Source organism: Actinacidiphila sp. bgisy145, assembly GCF_057708125.1.
Genome location: NZ_JBYIRL010000002.1, coordinates 1 through 17,497, shown reverse-complemented (window position 1 = coordinate 17,497; position 17,497 = coordinate 1). Strand labels below are relative to the sequence as shown.

Here is a 17,497-nt window from a genome sequence, read left to right as displayed (position 1 = left end):
TCTCCTCGGTGCAGGACACCTCGCGATGCCGGACTCTCAGCACAAGGGGCTGCGGGGCAGCAGCCGGTCCGAGATGATCTTCTGCTGGATCTGGCTGGTTCCTTCGAAGACGGTGGTCAGGCGGGCGTCACGCCAGTAGCGCTCGACACGGCGTTCGGTGGTGTAGCCGTTGCCGCCGTGCAACTGCATGGCCTGGCCGGTGACCTCGACAGCCATCTCGGTGGCGAGGAGCTTGGCCATCGCCGCCTCCCGCTCGCAGGGACGGCCGAGGTCGATCAGGTGGGCGACCTGCTGGTAGAAGGCGCGCGCCTGGTCCACCCGGGCGGCCATCTCGGCGGCCATGAATCGCAGGGCCTGGAAGTCACCGATGGGGCGGTCGAACTGGTGGCGCTCCTGCAGATACAGCAGGCACTCCTCGACCGCTGCCCGGGCGAGGCCGACCGCCCGTGCGGCGGTGTGCACGCGCGCCGCGTTGAGGCCCTGTTCGATGGCGCGGAAGGTGTTGGCGTCCTTGCCCTTGTCCTTGACCTTGACCTTGCCCTCGTCCTCGTCCTCGTCCTTGCCGCCGGCGCGGGCACGGCCCAGATCGGCCACCAGGTTGGCGACCGGTACGCGCAGCCCGTCGAACTCGAGGTTCCACGTGAGGAAGCCGTGGTAGCCGATCTTGTCGATGGGGGTCCCGGTCAACCCCTCGGGAAAAGCACCGGGCTCCTTCTCGACGACGAGGGTGCCCATGCCGGCCGACCGCCGCTCGCCGGGCTCGGGGTCCCGGACCCGGCACAGGAGCTGGATGAAGTCCGCGGCTTTGGCGTTGCCGCACCAACGCTTGGTCCCGGTGACGACGAAGTGGTCCCCGTCGCGCACCGCGCGCGTGCTGACCCCCGCGAGGTCGGAGCCGGCGCCGGGCTCGGACAGGGCGGCGGCGCCGATCCACTCGCCGCGCGCGCTCTTCTCCAGCAGGCGGCGGCGCCTGGCCCCGTCGTCGAAGCCGGTGCCCATGCCCTGCGCCCGGGCGATGATGCTGGCGACGCTCATCCATCCGCGGGCCAGCTCCTCGGCGATCAGGCAGTACTCGAACACCCCGAGCCCCATGCCTCCGTACTCGGTGGGGATGAGGATGCCGAAGTAGCCCTGCTTGCCCAGCTTCTCGATGAGCGAGCGCGGCATCTCGCCCTTGTGCCTGTCGAGTTCGTCGGCGACCGGGCGCACCTCCTCGTCCGAGAAGCGGCGAGCCTCGGTCTGGAGGGCCACCCGCGCACCGGTGTCGTACGGGGGAGCCAGGACCGGGACCGGCGGAGCGATGACGGTGGGAGAACTCATGGGCCACTCCTTCGTATCCCGCATGACGGCATGCCATGCCGTTTCTACCCTTCGGGACTATGCGCCCGGCCCAGGTCCCGCGTCAACCTGCGCTAGCTGGTGAGATTCGCGCTGATCTCGGCCGCCGTCCTGACCGCCAGGTCCCCCCAGTGCGGCACCTTGCGGTGGTCGAAGCGGATGTCCGGCATCGAGATCGCGACGCCTGCGACGGGCCTGCGGCCGGGGCCGAGCACCGGCGCGCCGATGGCGCACACGTTGGCGCGGTTCTCGCCGATGTTGACGGCGTAGCCGAGCTCGCGGGTTTCGCGGATGTTCTCCCGGAGCCGGGCGGGGTCGGTGATGGTGTTCTCGGTGACCCGCTCCAGTCCGTGGGCGATGACGCGCTCCACGTCCGCGTCGCCCATGGCGGCCAGCATGCTGCGGCCGATCGCCGTGACGTGCAGCGGCCCCGAACTGCCCAGGCGGTTGTACGTGCGCACGGGCTGGTCGCAGTCCACCCGGTCGATCAGCACGATCCGCTCCAGGCCGTCGAGCACCGAGAGGTGGATGGTCTCCTGGGTGGTGTCGCGCAGCGCGGCCATGGGCTCGGCCGCCGCCTCCCGGACGCCGACCTCGCCCACCGCCCGCCTGCCGACGATCAGCGCCTTGGCCGTCAGGTTCCACCGGGTCTGCTCCTCCTCGGTGGGGCGCAGCCATCCCGCCTCGGCCAGCGTCACCAGGACGCGCTGCACGGTGGAGGTGGGCAGGTCGACCAGGCGCGAGAGCGCGCCCACGCCGATGGGCTGGTGCTCGGAGACGGCCTCCAGCACCCGGAGGCTGCGAAGCACGCTCTGCATGGCGGTTCTCCTTCATCGACGGTCGTTGCCGACGCATCGCTCACTGACATCGCTCACTGACGTCGCTCATTGACGCCGGGGGCGACCGGAGCCATGCTGGGAATCCAATTTCGGGATGGCATGCCACATCGTGGCATGAATTCCCCTTCGCTTCAACGAGGAGGTGAAGGCGTTGCTCCGGACCCCACCCGCGCACTCGTCGACCGCGGTGCTGGCCACCGCATCGAGTCGACTGCGCTTCGAGGACCTTCCGCCGCAGGTGGTCACCCTCGCGCGGCAGTGCCTGCTCGACGTGCTGGGCACCATGCTCGCCGGAGCCCGCGAGCCGGCGGCGCGCATCCTGGCGGACTTCACAGGCGCGGAGGTCGCGGGCGGCCCCTGCACCCTGGTGGGGATGCCCGGCACGGCCGCCGCGTCGTCCGCCGCACTGGTCAACGGCACGGCCGGCCACGCACTCGATTTCGACGACGTGATCGGCACCGTGGGCCATCCCTCGGTCGCCGTGGCTCCGGCCGCGCTCGCTGTGGCCGAGCGGACCGGCGCTTCCGGGCGCGCGCTGCTGACGGCGTTCGTGGCCGGGGTGGAGACCCAGGCGCGGATCGCCGCGGCGGTCGGCCCGGCGCACTACGCCCGCGGCTTCCACTCCACCGCCACCTTCGGCTCCTTCGGTGCGGCCGCCGCGGTCGCCCACCTGCTGGGCCTCGATACTCCGCGCACCACCACGGCGCTGGCGATCGCCGGGACCCAGGCCGCCGGGCTGAAAGCGGTCTTCGGCACCATGAGCAAGCCCTTGCACGCGGGCCGCGCGGCGGCGAACGGAGTCGTCGCCGGCGAGTTGGCCGTGCGGGGCTTCACCAGCGCCGACGACATCCTCGGGCACGCGCAGGGCTTCGCCGCGGCCGAGTCCGACGCCTTCCACGCCCGGGCGCTGTCGCCGAGGTTCGGCGATCCCTGGCACCTGGAGGAGGTGCGGTTCAAGACCCACGCCTCCTGCTTCCTCACCCACGCCTCCGTCAACGCCCTGATCGCACTCCGCGCCCAGGCCGGATTCGACCCGGGCGAGGTGGAGCACATCGGGATCGCGGTGCCGCCGGGACATCTGGACGTGTGCGGCATCCCCGAACCGCGCACCGGACTGGAGGCCAAGTTCAGCCTGACCGGCACGGCCGCGCTCGCACTGGTCCACCGGCGCGCCACACCGGACCTGTTCACCGACGCCGCGACGGCCGATCCGGCCGTCCTGGCGCTGCGCGAGCGGACAGCCGTCGTCCCCGACCCGTCGCTGTCCGGCCCCGTCGCCGAGGTGCGCGTCGCGCTGCGCGACGGACGCGAGCTGCGATCCGCGTGGGACATGCGTGCGCCGGCCTGGACCGAGGACCCCGCAGAGCAGGACGACGCCCTGGCGGCGAAGTTCACGGGACTGGCCGAACCGGTACTCGGCCCCGAGCGCGCCGCCTTGGTGGCGCGGGCCGTCGCCGGACTGGCCGGATTGGACGACGTGCGTGTGCTGTGCCGACAGCTGCGCGCCTGACCGGAGGGAACCCCATGTCGCAAGAACTCGCGGCGATCAGGAAACGCGCCCGACTCCTGGCCAAGGGCCGGTACTTCGAGGACTTCGAAGTGGACCAGGTCTTCGAGCACCACTGGGGGCGCACCCTGACCGAGGCCGACTCCGTCCTGTTCACCACCTTGACGCTGAGCTACAACCCGATCCACTTCAACGCGGAGACCGCCCAGAAGCAGGGGCACGAACGGCTCGTGGTCCACCCGAACCTGCTCTTCCTCACGGTGTTCGGGCTCAGCGTGGAGGACCTCAGCGAGAACGGCGGCCCCTTCCTCGGCGTCGAGGAACTCACCTTCCACCGGCCGGTCCTGGTGGGTGAGACGGTCCGCGCGCGCAGCCGGGTCCGCACCGCGCGGCGCTCCGACAGCCACCCGGGCATGGGCATCGTCGGCTGGCACACCGAGGGCCTGGTCGGCGGCGAGGTCGTGGTGGATTTCGTCCGCACCAACTTCGTGCGCACCGCCGGCGCGCCCGGCGTTCTGTGAGCTGAGGAGACACCCACGACTGAAAGGTAAGACAGACATGTACTTCGAGGACTTCACCGTCGGCGACGTCTACGAGCACGCTCGCGGCAAGACCGTCACCGAGATGGACGGCGTCCTGATCACCAACATGGTCATGAACACCGCCCAGGCCCACTTCAACGCCCACTCCCGCAAGGGCAGCGCCTTCCCGCACGTCCTGGTCTTCGGCGGGGTGACCATATCCATGGTCATCGGCCTGGCCACCCAGGACACCGGGGAGCACGCGCTCGCCGAACTCGGCCTGGACCGGATCAGGCTGCGCGCCCCCGTCACCCACGGGCACACCCTCTACGCCTACACCGAGGTCCTGGACAAGCAGGACGCCGACCGGCCCGACGCCGGTGTGGTCCGCTTCAAGCACTGGGGTGTCAACCAGGACGACGTGCTGGTCTTCGAAGGAGAGCGCACCACGCTCATCCAGCGGGCCGGAGCCCCGCGGTGAACGGCCCACTCGACGGAATCGTGGTGGTCGACCTGACCCGCGCGCTGTCCGGTCCCTACGCGACCATGCTCCTCGCCGACCTCGGCGCCGACGTCATCAAGGTCGAGTCCCCGGCCGGCGACTCCTCCCGAGGCACCGGCCCCTTCCCCAGCGACGACGAGGCCCACCACTACGGCGGCTACTTCCAGAGCGTCAACCGCAACAAGCGCAGTGTCGTCGTCGATCTCCGCTCTGCCGAGGGCACCGCGGCGGTGCGTCGGCTGGCAGCAGGTGCCGACGTGCTGGTGGAGAACTTCCGGGCCGGGGTCATGGACCGGATGAGCCTGTCGTACGAGTCCCTGCGGTGCGACAACCCCCGCCTGATCTACGGCGCGTTGCGCGGGTTCGGCGATCCGCGGACCGGAACCAGCCCCCATGTGGACCGGCCTGCCTTCGACGTCGTCGCGCAGGCCATGGGCGGCCTGATGGGCATCACCGGCCCCTCGTACCAGCCCACCAAGGTCGGCGCCGGCATCGGCGACGTCTTCCCGGCGGCGCTGCTGGCCGTAGGCGTCCTGGCCGCCCTGACCGACCGCGCCCGCACCGGGCACGGCCGCTTCGTGGACGTCGCGATGTACGACGCCGTCGTCTCCTTGTGCGAGCGGACCGTCTACCAGCACTCCTACACCGGCGCGGTCCCGACCGGCGAAGGCAACGACCATCCGCTGCTCTGCCCCTTCGGCCTCTACCGCACCGCGGACGGCTGGGTGACCGTCGCCGCCCCCCGCGACCACCAGTGGCGGGCACTGTGCGCCACCCTCGGACGGCCCGACCTCGCCGAGGACCCGCGCTACGCCACCAACAACGCGCGGGTCGCCGTGCGCGACAAGGTCCGCGCCGCCATCGAGGAGTGGACCACGGGGCGCACCTCCGCACAGGTGGTGGCGGCCCTCGCCGCGGACGTGCCCTGCGGTCCGGTGAACACCGCGGCGGACCTGTACGCCGATCCACACCTGCGTGCCCGCGAGATGCTCGTCGAGATCGAGCACCCCGGCAGCGCACGGACGGTCACCGTGGCCGGACAGCCCATCAAGTTCGCCGGCTCCGGCGCCGCCGTCCACCGCCGCGCTCCGCTGCTGGGGGAGCACACTGCCGAGATTCTCGGCTCGGGCGGTCCGAGCCGTCCCGGTGGCCCCGGTGGCCCCGGTGGCCCCGGTGGCCCCGCGGGCACGGACCGCTGATCACCAGCCGACCCGCTTTGCCGTTTCCCCGTCCCCTCCCCGTCCCCGTCCCCGTCCCCGTCCTTCATCGGAGGCATGCCATGCGGATGCGCCGCAGTGAACTGTCCACCCCCGGAAGCAACGAGAAGATGCTCGCCAAGGCCGCCGGCAGCGACGCCGACCTGGTCTTCTGCGACCTCGAGGACTCCGTCGCGCCCGCCGAGAAACCGGCCGCACGAGCCAAGATCGTGCACGCTCTGCTCAACCACGACTGGCGGCCGGCCACCCGGGCCGTGCGGATCAACGACCTGGAGACCCACTACGCCTACCGCGACATCCTCGACGTCGTCACCGGCGCTCGCGACGCCCTGGACATCGTCATCGTGCCCAAGGTCAAGTCGGCGCGGGACGTGTGGTGGGTGGACCGCCTGCTCACGCAGATCGAAGCCGACCTCGGCCTGACCAAGCGGATCGGCATCGAGGTCCTCATCGAGGAGGTCGAGGCGATGATCGCCGCGGAGGAGATCGCCCATGCCTCACCCCGCCTGGAGGCACTGATCTTTGGCCCCGGGGACTATTCCGCCTCCCAGGGCGTCCGGGTCACGGAGATCGGCGCCGCCGACGGCTACCCCGGCGATCTCTGGCACTACGCCCGCAACAAGATCGCCATCGCGGCCCGGTCCGCCCGGATCGCGGCCGTCGACGGCCCCTTCGCCGACTTCAGCGACCCCGACGGCTACCAGCAGCAGGCCCGCCTCGCCCACACCCTCGGCTTCTCCGGCAAGTGGGCCATCCATCCCAGCCAGATCGCCCTGGCCAACGAGGAGTTCCGCCCCACCGGCGAGGAGGTCGCCCGCGCCCGCAAGCTGGTCGCCGCCTTCGACGAGGCTCAGGCACGCGGACTGGGGGCGGTCGCCGTGGACGGAACCATGGTCGACATCGCCTCCGTGCGCCTGCTGCGCAACACCCTCGACCAGGCCGAGGCCCTCGGCCTGTGACCGCCGCCGAGCGGTTCCGCCTCAGCGCACGGTGATGACCAGCTTGCCGGTGGTGCGGCCCGTCTCCCCCAGCACGTGGGCCCGTGCGCCTTCGGCGAGGGGGAAGGTGCCGGAGACGTGAGCGCGAAGCTTGCCCCGGTCGGCGAGATCGGCGATGGCGCGCATACCGGCCCGGTCGTGCTCGACGGCCAGGTGGACGGCGCGGACCTGCGCCTTCTCGGCCGCGGCCTGGGTGTCCTCGGCGCCCGGCAGCAGGGTGACGAGGACGCCGCCGGGGCGGATCACGCGCACGGAACGGGGGGCGTTCTCCCCGCCGAGGGCGTCGAGGACGACGTCGTAGCGCGTGTCGGTGTCGGTGAAGTCCTCGGAGCGGTGGTCGATGCAGGCGTCAGCGCCGAGCCCGCGCAGGAAGTCGTGCTTGGGGGCGCTCGCCGTGCCGGTGACGTGGGCGCCGCGCTCCTTGGCGATCTGTACGGCGAGATGGCCGACCCCGCCGGCCGCGGCGTGGATCAGCACCCGTTGCCCGGCCCGGAGCCCCGCGGTGTCGACGAGGGCCTGCCAGGCGGTGAGCGCGGCCAGCGGCAGGGCGGCCGCCTGGACGTGGTCGAGCCCGGCGGGCTTGGCGGCGAAGGCGCGCGTGGGGCCCGTCACGTATTCGGCGTGGGAGCCGGCCCCGTACGGGTAGGGCAGCATGCCGAACACCTCGTCACCGGGCTTGAAGAGGGTGACGCCGTGGCCGGCTTCCACCACGGTGCCGGAGACGTCCCAGCCGAGCGTTCGCGGCGGGGGCGGCAGGAAGCCGCTCTGGGCGCGGTGCATGTAGTCCGTGGGGTTGAATCCGGCCGCGTGCACAGCGACCAGGATCTCTCCCAGGCCGGGCGCGGGCCGCGGAAGTTCGGTCAGCCGCAGCACCTCGGGTCCGCCGAGGGCGGTCTGACGCAGGGCGAGCATCACGGGAGCGCCGTCCCCGGCAGCGGAACTCCGGGGGTTGGCGGCCGCCGCCGGTTCCGGGGGATTGACGTGCTCAGAGGTGTCCGTGGAAGTCATAACCCCACCCTGACCGTGCGGCCCGGCCCGGGACGATGGCAGGAAAGTCATCTTTCGATACGATCGTGCCATGGCTGCCCCCACCGATGTCGGCCGACGCCTTTCCGACGCCGGCGGCCCGTCCACCGCCGGCGGCTCGTCCACCGCGTCCACCGTGCCCTCGCCGGCCCCGGAAGGCTCCGACCGCGCGGCCGACCCGGGCTCGCGGCCTGGCCCCCACAAGGTCGTCGTCCTCGCCCTCGACGGCGTCTATCCCTTCGAACTCGGCATTCCGCACCGGGTCCTGGGCTCCGCCGAGGGCCGCTACGAGGTGCTTTCCGCGAGCGTGGACGGGCGGCCCGTACGTACCAGTTCGGACCTGACCGTCACCCCCGGACACGGCCCCGAGGCGCTGGCCGAGGCGGACACCGTGGTCATCCCTCCGTACCCGATCTCCCGGGCCTCGGCCGCCGCACCGGACCCGCGGGCCCTCGCCGCCCTGTCCCGCGTCCGCCCCGGCACCCGTCTCGTGTCCATCTGCGCCGGCGCTTTCCTCCTGGCCGCCGCCGGTTTCCTGGACGGGCGCAGGGCAACCACCCACTGGGCTCTCTCCGACTGGTTCCGGGAACTGTTCCCCCGGGTCGAACTCGACGCCGGTGTGCTCTTCGTCGACCACGGTGACGTACTGACCTCCGCGGGGGCCGCCAGCGGGATCGACATCTGCCTGCACCTGGTGCGCCGGGACCACGGCAGCGAGGTGGCCAACCGGGTCGCCCGCCTTTGCGTCGCGCCGCCGTACCGGGACGGCGGGCAGGCGCAGTACATCGAGCGGACCCTGCCGCACGCGAGCGGAACCGGCACCGGTCCGACCCGCGACTGGGCACTTCAACGGCTGGAACTGCCGCTGTCGCTGAACGACCTGGCCGCGCACGCGGCAATGAGTACCCGCACCTTCGCCCGCCGCTTCCAGGAGGAGACCGGTCTGAGCCCCGGCCGCTGGCTGACCCAGCAGCGGCTGCGGCGGGCGCGGCACCTGCTGGAGTCCAGCGACCTGCCGGTGGAACGGGTCGCCCACGAGGTCGGCTTCGCCACCGCCACGTCGCTGCGGCGGCACCTGGCGGAGGAGGCGGGGGTCGTCCCGTCGGCGTACCGCCGCACCTTCCGCGCCTCCCGCCGCTGAGAGGGGGAGCGACGGGACCGCTCACGGCGAAGCGGCCCCGCCTCCGCCCCGCCTCCGCCCCGCCTTCGCCCCGGCCGCGGACCACCTCGCGCACCTGCGCACGCAGAAGCGGGGGCAGGCCGGGGCAACGAACAGCACCGAACGCGGTGGAGGACCACCTATGGCAAGCCACCACAGCGCCGCAACCAACCTCGAGACAGCAACCAGCTAGCCGAGCGTCCGGAGCACCTCGTTGATGTTGGCCCGGTACAGCCGAAGCTGTCGCAGGCCGCGAGCGTAGCCGTCGTGGTGCTGCGCGATGTCCGCGGCCTGTTTCTGCGCCTGGACCGTGTGCCAGGTCTCGACCGTGTGGTGGCGGCGCTTGCAGATGACGTCGGCAACCGCCGTGGCCCGCTCCCGCCGCGTGTGCGGGGTGTTGCCGTCGCTATTGCGGTGCCAGGCGGTGTCCGTGTAGGCCGCGATGGGGTCGGGATAGGGCGTGAATCCCTGCCCTGCCATACAGCGGGACCAGGTGTTCCATGCCGCGACCAGGCGCGGGTCACGCTCGACCGCCTTCTGGACCTCGACGACCCGGGTGCTCGCGTAGAGCCAGTCCCCCTTGAGGTCGATGCCGCGCACCAGTCGACGTCCTGCCTCGGCTTCGCAGGCCGGAAAGTCCACGAACTCGGCGCTGGTCATCCGGCGCCCCTTCGGCCGCCGGTCCGCGTCCTTCGCGGGGTCCCATCCGTAGCCCCAGCGGCGGGCACTGTCGAGCTCGAGGACCCCGTATTCGGTGCCGACCGCGGCGCCACGGATGGGGTCGACGGGGTAGCGCGGGTCGAGCGGGAAGCCCGGGTGGCCGTGGCCCGCCATGCACTGCCGGACCAGCAGCGCGGACGCCTGCTGGGACCGCTGGTAGTCCTGCGACGTGGACGTGTAGGGGTCGGCGGGAAGCGGGCCGGGAGCCGCCGCCGCACCGACGGCCTCCCCGCTCTGCGAGCCGGCGGCGCCCAGCGCCAGCAGTATCGCCATCCCCACCGCGATGCCGCGCCGTGCCCCCAGTCTCACCACAGCGAAAATGCTAACGCTCTGTCAGCCAGACTCCCACCGGCTTCACCCGGGGCCCCAGGAGCGGCGGCGACTGGTATCCGCCCGACCTGGAGCACTTCCAGTCCGGTGCGCCTTGGGCCGGATGGCGAGCCGAGACGAGGACGGTTCGAGGTCCTTCCCGCAGGTACGCCCACGTGCGCGGGACGTCGACCGAGACCGCGCACGTCGAAGGGCCCTCGCGAACCTTGGGTTCTAGCGGTCCTCGCAACACCCGTGATCTGTGGGAGTTGCGAGGACTGTGGCCGTTGAGCGTGATCTTGCGGGGTTGAGGGAGTGTTTCCTTGCGCGGCTGGATGCGGTGGGGAACGTGACCGTGGTGGCGCGTGAGCTGGGGGTGAACCGCAGCACCGCGTTCGGCTGGGCCCGCAAGGCCGGACGGAGCTCGGTACGTCTGCCGCGCCGGCATCCCGGGCGCGACGAGTACGAGGGGCTTCGGGCTGCTGGTGTCGCGCGTCGGGTGGCGGCCGGGCAGGTCGGGGTGAACGAGCGCACGGCCAAGGACTGGGACTGGGGCGTCAAGAAGAGCCGCAACGGCCGGGTCTATGCCGACGGGCGCCATGTCGACTACACCACCGGGACCGTCACGGTGGGCGGTGTGACCACGGCACCGGTGGGCCTGACGGCTCTGGACAAGCAGCTCCACCCGCGATTCCTGACGCTCGCCGAGCGCGAGAAGATCCGCGATCTGCGCGCGGCAGGGCAGTCCCTGCGGGCGATCGGACGGGCTCTGGGACGGCCGGCGAGCACGGTCAAGCGGGAGATCGACCAGAACTCCGGCATCCAGGGCTACCAGCCCTACGCCGCCCACCGGGCAGCCGCCGCACGCATGCCCCGCCCCAAGGACCGCAAACTGCTGCGCGCCGGACGGCTGCGCCGCTTCGTCCAGGACAGACTGCGCAGGAGGTGGTCACCGGAGCAGATCTGCCACGCTCTGACGACGGAGTATCCCGACGACGAGAGCATGCGGGTGAGCGTGGAGACGATCTACCAGGCGCTGTACTTCCAGGCCCGCGGCGGCCTGAAACGAGAAGTCCAGGCCGCCATCCGCTCCGGCCGCACCCGCCGCAAACCACGCCGGGACCCGCAGCAGCGCACTGCCCGGTTCATCGACCCGATGGTCATGATCAGCGACCGCCCCGCCGACGTCGAGGACCGGGCCGTGCCCGGCCACTGGGAAGGCGACCTGATCATCGGCGCCGGCGGCCGTTCCGCGATCGCCGCCCTCGTCGAGCGCAGCACCCGCTACACCCTGCTGGTCCACCTGCCCGGCGGCGCCCACGACGCCGAAACCGTCCGCGACGGCCTCGTCACCACGATCCAGACCCTGCCCGCCCACCTACGCGGCTCCCTCACCTGGGACCAGGGCGCCGAGATGGCACGCCACCAGCAGTTCAGCATGGCCACCGGCATGCCCGTCTACTTCTGCGACCCCGCCAGCCCCTGGCAACGCGGCACCAACGAGAACACCAACGGCCTGCTACGCCAGTACTTCCCCAAAGGCACCGACCTGAGCGTCCACACACCCGAAGACCTCGAACACGTCGCCCAAGAACTCAACGGCCGCCCACGCAAGACGCTCGACTGGGACACCCCAGCCGAGCGTCTACGTGATCTACTGACCACCTAAAACCAAGTGGTGTTGCAACGACCCCTGGAATCCAAGAACAAGGGGGCCTTCGGACGTCGCGTCATACCTTCTTGACGACGACCGTGTCTGGGACCAGCTTCTCCACGTCGTCGACATCGGAGGTGAAAACGGTGACCTGGCCCTGCTGCCGACGCGCGACGACCGCGAGCACCGCATCGATCGCGTACTTGTGACCGTGCAACTTGGTATCGGCCAGGAGTCGGCGGGCCTGTCGGGCTTCGTCTTTTCCGATGTCGGCGACTTTGAGGCGGGAGAGCACCCAGTCCCATCGCTGCTCGGTGATCCGGCCGTCGTACGCCTCGACCAACGTCATCGGGGATGTCACCACCTCGGCTTCGCCCCGGGCCGCGAGGTCGAGCCAGGCGATCATCTTCCGGTCGCCGCGTACGGCGAGAGACAAGGCTTCGCAGTCGAGGACGAAGACCCGGAGCGGAGGCCGGTGCTCGCTACCCTGCTTCTTCACGCGGCCTCTCCGGCGCTGCCAGGTCGGCGGTGCGCGTGCTCGGCGTCGAGGCGGTTCAGCTCGTCGAGGGCCGCCGCGCGTTCATCCCCGGTGACCGGACCGTGCTCTTCCTCCAACCAGTTGACGAGTTCCACCAGGCGATCTCGATCGCGCTTGGCCCGCAGTGCCTCGGCAACGTAAGCCGACAGACCGCGCTCGGCGGCTTCCGCCCGGATCTCGTCGAGGAGATCCTCAGGGATGGTCACCGTCACCTTCTTGCTCGCCATACAAGGAACCATACTCGCGGTATTGAGAACCTGCCATTCCGGCCGGCCGGTCGCTTTCCGGTGCTCACAGGGGCGACGCGGGCATGACGCTCGCAATGCGGGGCAGCGTGAAGACGCGCTCGTCGTCCCGAAGATGGCACCACGTGCGGAGCCAGGCCGGGTCCACGGCGAGTTCGCTGATGCTTCGCACGCTGTGACCGCCGGATGCGGGGTCGTACGCGATGGTGATCACCTGACCGGTGTCGGCGGCGTGGGCGAGCTGGGGAACGTCGGTCTCGTCGCACGGTGCCGCTTTGCCGGGGCGGGACAGTTCGCGTGCACCGACACCACCGGACTTGAGCCTGGCGGGCGGCTCGGCAGCGCACACCGACAGCACGGATGCCGTGAGCGCGGTGAACGCCGTGAGCGCGGCCGCCGCCTCCCGTTCCACTTCCTCCGCGGTGACCGGCTGGGTCCGCGCGACTGGGGGTACGGGTTCGAACGGCGCATGCCAACCGGGTCCACGCAGGGCCACAGCCACCTGGGCGGGCATCCGGGTCGGCCCGCACCAATCCCGGTCCTGGACCAGCGGCCCCGCTCCGCCGCCCACCGGGCCGCTCGCCCGACGGTGGGGTCCGGAGAGCCGAACACCTGGAACTGCGGGCCCTGGGACCCGGACTTCGCCATGCGTTCAAGCAGCTTCCGCGTATCCGTGGGGGCCTGCGCGGCCACCGCGACGACGCGCTTGGCATCGCTGTGGTGATCCACCAGAGCGGCGAGACACTGCTGCTTGTTGCCGGGCGGCTTGACGCCCAGCGAAGCCAGCATTCCGCGCAACCGACCCCGGACCCTGCAAGCGATCTGCCAGTTCCCCCAGCGACCTCGGCTCCGGGGGCGACACCGTGTCCGAACGCGCCGCCAGCACCCGTGCCAAACGCGGCAGGTCCAACTCCACCAACCACGATGCCAGCCTCGGCCTACCTGACTTACCGAAGACGGCACGCCTCATCTCGCACGAGCAGAGACATGCCGTCGGGGTCTGCCGCACGGCCCGGCTCAAGCTTGGCGCACCCAAGCCGACCGGATCAGACGGGGCGGCGGCACCCTTGAGAGAGTCGATTGAAATGCACTATCTGCCGGAAATAAACAAGACCAGAACTGAGACCGCGCAACGACGAAGCCCCCGGCCGCGGAGCGGTCGGGGGCCACGTTTCGGCTGGTGGGCCGGTGCGGAGGATACGAGATTCGAATTCGTGAGGGGTTGCCCCCAACACGCTTTCCAACGGGTCACGAGAATGTACACGAGGTGGCAGAGAGGTTCCGACTTGGACTGCTGTGATCGTTGGGGGCTGGTTTGGACGGGGCCGGACGGGGGCGAATGAGACCAACAATGAGACCACCGCGTCCCGCAGCCGATGCTGCGGGATCGCCACTGCCGCTTCTGACCAGCAACGCTTCAGCCTTGCATGTCTCCGAGTGGGCGACAGCAGGACCGGTCAGCAGCTGCCGCTGCCCCTCGGTTCACTCGTCACGGAGTCGGATCGCCATCACGGTTCCGTCGGCGCGGATGGACACTGCGTTCCACTGTTCCGATGTGCTCCGATCCGGCCACTGCCCGCGTAGGGCGTGTACCTCGCGTCGATAGTCGTTGACGCGCCCATGGTGGAGGTACATGTACAGATCCTTCTGGAGCCCGGAGAACGCCTCTACTCGAGTGCCGTTGAGGCGGTAGATGTGGTCGGTGCCGACGAAGTCGACTCCGTGGATGCGGTGCTCCGCATCGCGCAGTCCGGCCGTGTTGGCGTGGGCGTCGTGCTGGAAGTGGCGTTGCCCTTGTTCCTTGGTCAGGTATTGGGCGGTGGGCTTGCCGCCTCCGGTGAAGGCCGTGAGCGTGGCCGCTTCTGTCCGTGCCAGCACGACGCTGAACCAGGCGAAGGAGTCGGGGAGCACCTGGAACCCGGGGACGGTCGTCTCACCGTGGTCCGTGGGCCGCACGATGTCGGCTGTGCGGTTCTCCTGCTCCAGGAAAAGGTCCAGGTCGGCTCCCGATGTCTCTCCCGGTTGGCGGAGAACGGTCGTGCCTGGCGCCTCCAGAGCGTGCACGGCGAGACCCTCTTTGGTGGGGATCTCCGTGCCGATGAGCAGGTACGGGACTGTGCCGTAGGGCCCGATGTGTACGGACTCCACGTGGGCGCCGGCCGTGGCGAGCTGCTTCTGTACCTGATGGGCGCTGCTGTGGGTGCCCTTCGAGGAGAGGAGGAGGACTTTGGACGGCTGTCCTGGTTGCCATGCCTCGACGAAGAAGTGGGGCCGTCGCTGACGCGGCTCCGGGCGAGCACCGATACCGGAGCCGCGTAGAGTCCAGCCGGCCTTCAGGGCGACGTCCGCCGGGATCACGGAGACCGAGTGGTCGGGGTACCGGGACCTGATGATGTTCTCTGCCAGCAGTGAGGCGAAGCCGGTGCCGATTTCTCCGGACTGCGTGGCCTTGTAGAAGCGCAGGAGATCGCGCCCCTCGGACGACAACTGCAGGTAACCGCCTCGGTTGGATTCCAGGGCCTGGTTGTAGCGCAGGCTGCCCCAGTGCTCGGCAAGTCCTCGCCCCGCGCCTTGGCGGGCGGCAGCGGCTCCGAGGCCGATGGCGTGGATGACCTGCCAGGGTGTGAGTGTCAATGATCGCGGAGCTGTCCGGACGGCTCGGTAGTCGGTGCGTCGGCGCAACGGGCCTCGCCCGTCTTCTACCCGCTTCTCGTCCTCCTCCCCTGCTGCCTTGGTGATCTGGGCGGCGAGTTCGGTGGACGAGCGGACCTGGACGTGGGAGGTGGTGCTCAGTTCTTGGAGGATCTCGGTGACGGCCTTGGGTTCGTCCTTGTTCACCAGCAGCCCTTCCGTCGAAGTCGTGTGATGTGAGCCAGAGGACGGTAGGGCGGGGCGGGGGAGTGCAAGCAAGTACGCACGACGGGGCGCACGCCGGGATGCGGCCAGGCCCTGCGGCCCTGCCGGTGACGATGGGGTGAGGATCTCTACCTGCCACGCAACCACGTCTCAAGAGTGGCCAAGTCCGCGACGGTGAGGCCACGGCGGTGGTCGATGCGGTGCAGGAGGGTTCGGGCGGGGTGGTGGACTTCGGCCCAGGTGCGGTCGGCGTCGGTGATCTCGTTGTCGAGTCAGCCGAAGGGGCGAACGGGAGCCCAACAGAGAACAGTGCGGGCCTTCCAGTGCAGGCTGGCCGGCAACATCGTCCTCCACCACCAGAGCAATACCCGTCAACCCGACGCCCCCTGACCCAGGAACACTTGGAAGTCTGAGGGTTGGCGACTGCTCACCAATCAGCTGGCAAGGCCGTGATGTCAGTACGCGACCCTAGGCTGGCCCAATGGGATTCAGATCCAGCTTCTCGCTCCTGCGCATGGTGGAGGCAGCAAAAGAGCTCACAGAGCACGCGGTAGTCCAGCAGCGAATCGACACGGTGTTGCGGATCATGGGGACAGACCGCACGTACGGCAAGGGTCGACCGTTGGTGGTCGCCCTGAACGATGTGGCCCAAGAGGCCATCCTCTGTGGCGACTTTGGGCTCGCCCAGCGCTTCCAACACTTCGCCGGCTACGCCGAAGGAGAGATGTTCCTCGAAGTGGTGGAGGGGTACTACGACGAAGACGCTCAGCAGCGTGGCGAGGAGTTTCTCCGGAGGATGGCCGCTCTTGGTGCTGACCGGGCGGTTGCAGCGCTCGATGTGCTCTGCCGTGACAACCCGTACGCGACAGCCGCAGATGCCCGCGATCTCTTCCGTGGCATTGCTCAGTCCGCCGACCATCTGGGAGCCGAGGCTGGCGAGGGTGGGATCCGACTGTCCACGCGGGAGGTGAGACGACTCCAACGGTACGGCCACCTTGAGTTGGTCCTGCGAAGTCTGCCGCGTCCGGTCCCCGCGGAGTCTGCCAGGTTGCTGGGCGATGTCCTGGCGGATGCCGATGCGGGGCTTTTGGCCCAGTTTCTTGAGCTCAAGGCCAGGCGGGCCGGTCTCGCGGCCCTGCGGACTGCGGTGGACGATCCGTCCAGTTCCGAGAGTGCGCTTCACGCCTGCCTGAAGAATCAAGCATGGATCTTCGGCGGGGCCTATGTGAGTGAGCTGGCGCGCCGCCAGTACACCCCGGATACCATTCTGGACATCCCGCTCCTGCGTGCCGACGGTTCGCTGCACGTCGTCGAGCTCAAGCGCGTCAACATCAAGAGCTTGATCATTCGCCCCAGCGGCCATCTGATGCTGGGTGCGCCACCTCACCAAGCAGTTTCCCAGGCGCAGAACTACCTGCGGACGCTGGATGAGGACCGGCGGACCATCCTGGCTGACTACGGAGTCGACAGTCGCCGGGCCTCGGCCACCATCGTGATCGGCCACTCGCGCTACGTGGGAGGAGGCATTGCGCCGTCGGAAGTCGCAGAAACCCTGCGTACCTACAACACGCATGCCACTCGGATAGAAGTGATCACCTACGAGACCCTGCTCGATTCGGCCAGCAGGATGCTTGCGTTGTCGTCCGAGCAACACGACTCGGAAGAGACTGAGGAGTCCAACGCATGACTGACGCCCAGCCCTCGATCGAGCAGTTCCTGGCTCGCCTGTGCGGTGGCTCGATCACAGCGAAGGACTACGTGGGCTACTTCCTGAACGAGCACGGTGAGGAACTCGTCTTCGCTCAGTGTCGAGGGGAGAAGACGGCGCGCCTCTGGCACAGTGATGCCGATTGGCAGCTGTTCCGCGTTGGCGACCACTCGATCCGGGTCGGCGAGGTCATGGACGGGCTGATCGCCGTCAGCGGCTTGGTCATCAACCAATCGGAGGCAACTTGGCTGTCCTCCTGCTTGGCGGCCTCCCGCCACATGCGCCAGCCCTAGCCATGACGCGGGCGGGCGCGGCCCGACAACGACGTGGGGCCCCGGCGCGGGGAGAGGTGGGGGCGGA

17 protein-coding genes are annotated in these 17,497 nt (G+C 69.9%); 9 read left to right on the top strand and 8 right to left on the bottom strand.

Annotated elements, in window-relative coordinates; translation table 11 throughout:
* Positions 1 to 36 precede the first annotated feature (36 nt).
* Positions 37 to 1,320, bottom strand: coding sequence for an acyl-CoA dehydrogenase family protein (locus AC3ERT_RS01845; protein ID WP_435172357.1), 1,284 nt, complete (start codon positions 1,318 to 1,320; stop codon positions 37 to 39).
* Between the two features lie 92 nt (positions 1,321 to 1,412).
* Positions 1,413 to 2,156, bottom strand: coding sequence for an IclR family transcriptional regulator (locus tag AC3ERT_RS01840; RefSeq protein WP_435172356.1), 744 nt, complete (start codon positions 2,154 to 2,156; stop codon positions 1,413 to 1,415).
* Between the two features lie 172 nt (positions 2,157 to 2,328).
* On the opposite strand from AC3ERT_RS01840, the gene AC3ERT_RS01835 reads away from it, so the two are divergent.
* From AC3ERT_RS01835 to AC3ERT_RS01815, 5 genes are all read left to right on the top strand, one after another.
* A complete protein-coding gene (locus AC3ERT_RS01835) occupies positions 2,329 to 3,687 on the top strand; it encodes an MmgE/PrpD family protein (protein WP_435172355.1) in 1,359 nt (452 codons plus the stop codon).
* A gap of 14 nt (positions 3,688 to 3,701) precedes the next feature.
* A complete protein-coding gene (locus AC3ERT_RS01830) occupies positions 3,702 to 4,205 on the top strand; it encodes a MaoC family dehydratase (RefSeq protein WP_435172354.1) in 504 nt (167 codons plus the stop codon).
* Positions 4,206 to 4,242: 37 nt separating this feature from the next.
* A complete protein-coding gene (locus AC3ERT_RS01825) occupies positions 4,243 to 4,686 on the top strand; it encodes a MaoC family dehydratase (RefSeq protein WP_335971335.1) in 444 nt (147 codons plus the stop codon).
* Positions 4,683 to 5,906 (top strand): CaiB/BaiF CoA transferase family protein, encoded by a 1,224-nt coding sequence (locus AC3ERT_RS01820; RefSeq protein ID WP_435172353.1) that lies wholly within the window; start codon positions 4,683 to 4,685, stop codon positions 5,904 to 5,906. The genes AC3ERT_RS01825 and AC3ERT_RS01820 overlap by 4 nt, the downstream gene beginning before the upstream one ends.
* Positions 5,907 to 5,992: 86 nt before the next feature.
* On the top strand, positions 5,993 to 6,883 hold the full coding sequence (locus tag AC3ERT_RS01815; RefSeq protein WP_435172352.1) for an HpcH/HpaI aldolase/citrate lyase family protein: 891 nt from the start codon (positions 5,993 to 5,995) through the stop codon (positions 6,881 to 6,883).
* A gap of 21 nt (positions 6,884 to 6,904) precedes the next feature.
* Here the strand turns inward: AC3ERT_RS01815 and AC3ERT_RS01810 are convergent, their stop codons facing one another.
* A complete protein-coding gene (locus AC3ERT_RS01810; protein WP_435172351.1) occupies positions 6,905 to 7,930 on the bottom strand; it encodes an NADP-dependent oxidoreductase in 1,026 nt (341 codons plus the stop codon).
* Between the two features lie 70 nt (positions 7,931 to 8,000).
* On the opposite strand from AC3ERT_RS01810, the gene AC3ERT_RS01805 reads away from it, so the two are divergent.
* On the top strand, positions 8,001 to 9,089 hold the full coding sequence (locus AC3ERT_RS01805) for a GlxA family transcriptional regulator (RefSeq protein WP_435172350.1): 1,089 nt from the start codon (positions 8,001 to 8,003) through the stop codon (positions 9,087 to 9,089).
* Positions 9,090 to 9,296: 207 nt separating this feature from the next.
* Here AC3ERT_RS01805 and AC3ERT_RS01800 read toward each other — a convergent pair whose 3' ends face one another.
* Positions 9,297 to 10,139, bottom strand: coding sequence for a hypothetical protein (locus AC3ERT_RS01800; RefSeq protein ID WP_435172349.1), 843 nt, complete (start codon positions 10,137 to 10,139; stop codon positions 9,297 to 9,299).
* 430 nt (positions 10,140 to 10,569) lie between these two features.
* On the opposite strand from AC3ERT_RS01800, the gene AC3ERT_RS01795 reads away from it, so the two are divergent.
* Positions 10,570 to 11,805 carry an IS30 family transposase gene (locus AC3ERT_RS01795; RefSeq protein WP_435172612.1) on the top strand — a complete coding sequence of 412 codons (1,236 nt, stop codon included), beginning with the start codon at positions 10,570 to 10,572 and terminating at the stop codon, positions 11,803 to 11,805.
* A gap of 61 nt (positions 11,806 to 11,866) precedes the next feature.
* Here the strand turns inward: AC3ERT_RS01795 and AC3ERT_RS01790 are convergent, their stop codons facing one another.
* From AC3ERT_RS01790 to AC3ERT_RS01775, 4 genes are all read right to left on the bottom strand, one after another.
* A complete protein-coding gene (locus AC3ERT_RS01790) occupies positions 11,867 to 12,289 on the bottom strand; it encodes a PIN domain-containing protein (protein ID WP_435172348.1) in 423 nt (140 codons plus the stop codon).
* The gene (locus AC3ERT_RS01785; protein WP_435172347.1) at positions 12,286 to 12,555 is read right to left on the bottom strand and encodes a ribbon-helix-helix domain-containing protein; all 270 of its coding nucleotides are present in this window, start codon (positions 12,553 to 12,555) and stop codon (positions 12,286 to 12,288) included. Before AC3ERT_RS01785 ends, AC3ERT_RS01790 begins: the two co-directional genes overlap by 4 nt.
* A 64-nt stretch (positions 12,556 to 12,619) precedes the next feature.
* Positions 12,620 to 12,985 carry a hypothetical protein gene (locus AC3ERT_RS01780; RefSeq protein ID WP_488180717.1) on the bottom strand — a complete coding sequence of 122 codons (366 nt, stop codon included), beginning with the start codon at positions 12,983 to 12,985 and terminating at the stop codon, positions 12,620 to 12,622.
* A gap of 1,070 nt (positions 12,986 to 14,055) precedes the next feature.
* Positions 14,056 to 15,411 (bottom strand): hypothetical protein, encoded by a 1,356-nt coding sequence (locus AC3ERT_RS01775; protein ID WP_435172345.1) that lies wholly within the window; start codon positions 15,409 to 15,411, stop codon positions 14,056 to 14,058.
* Positions 15,412 to 15,910: 499 nt separating this feature from the next.
* On the opposite strand from AC3ERT_RS01775, the gene AC3ERT_RS01770 reads away from it, so the two are divergent.
* Positions 15,911 to 17,116 carry a Shedu anti-phage system protein SduA domain-containing protein gene (locus tag AC3ERT_RS01770; protein ID WP_435172344.1) on the top strand — a complete coding sequence of 402 codons (1,206 nt, stop codon included), beginning with the start codon at positions 15,911 to 15,913 and terminating at the stop codon, positions 17,114 to 17,116.
* Positions 17,113 to 17,430: a hypothetical protein gene (locus AC3ERT_RS01765; RefSeq protein WP_435172343.1), complete on the top strand. Its 318-nt coding sequence runs from the start codon at positions 17,113 to 17,115 to the stop codon at positions 17,428 to 17,430. Before AC3ERT_RS01770 ends, AC3ERT_RS01765 begins: the two co-directional genes overlap by 4 nt.
* Positions 17,431 to 17,497: the final 67 nt, after the last annotated feature.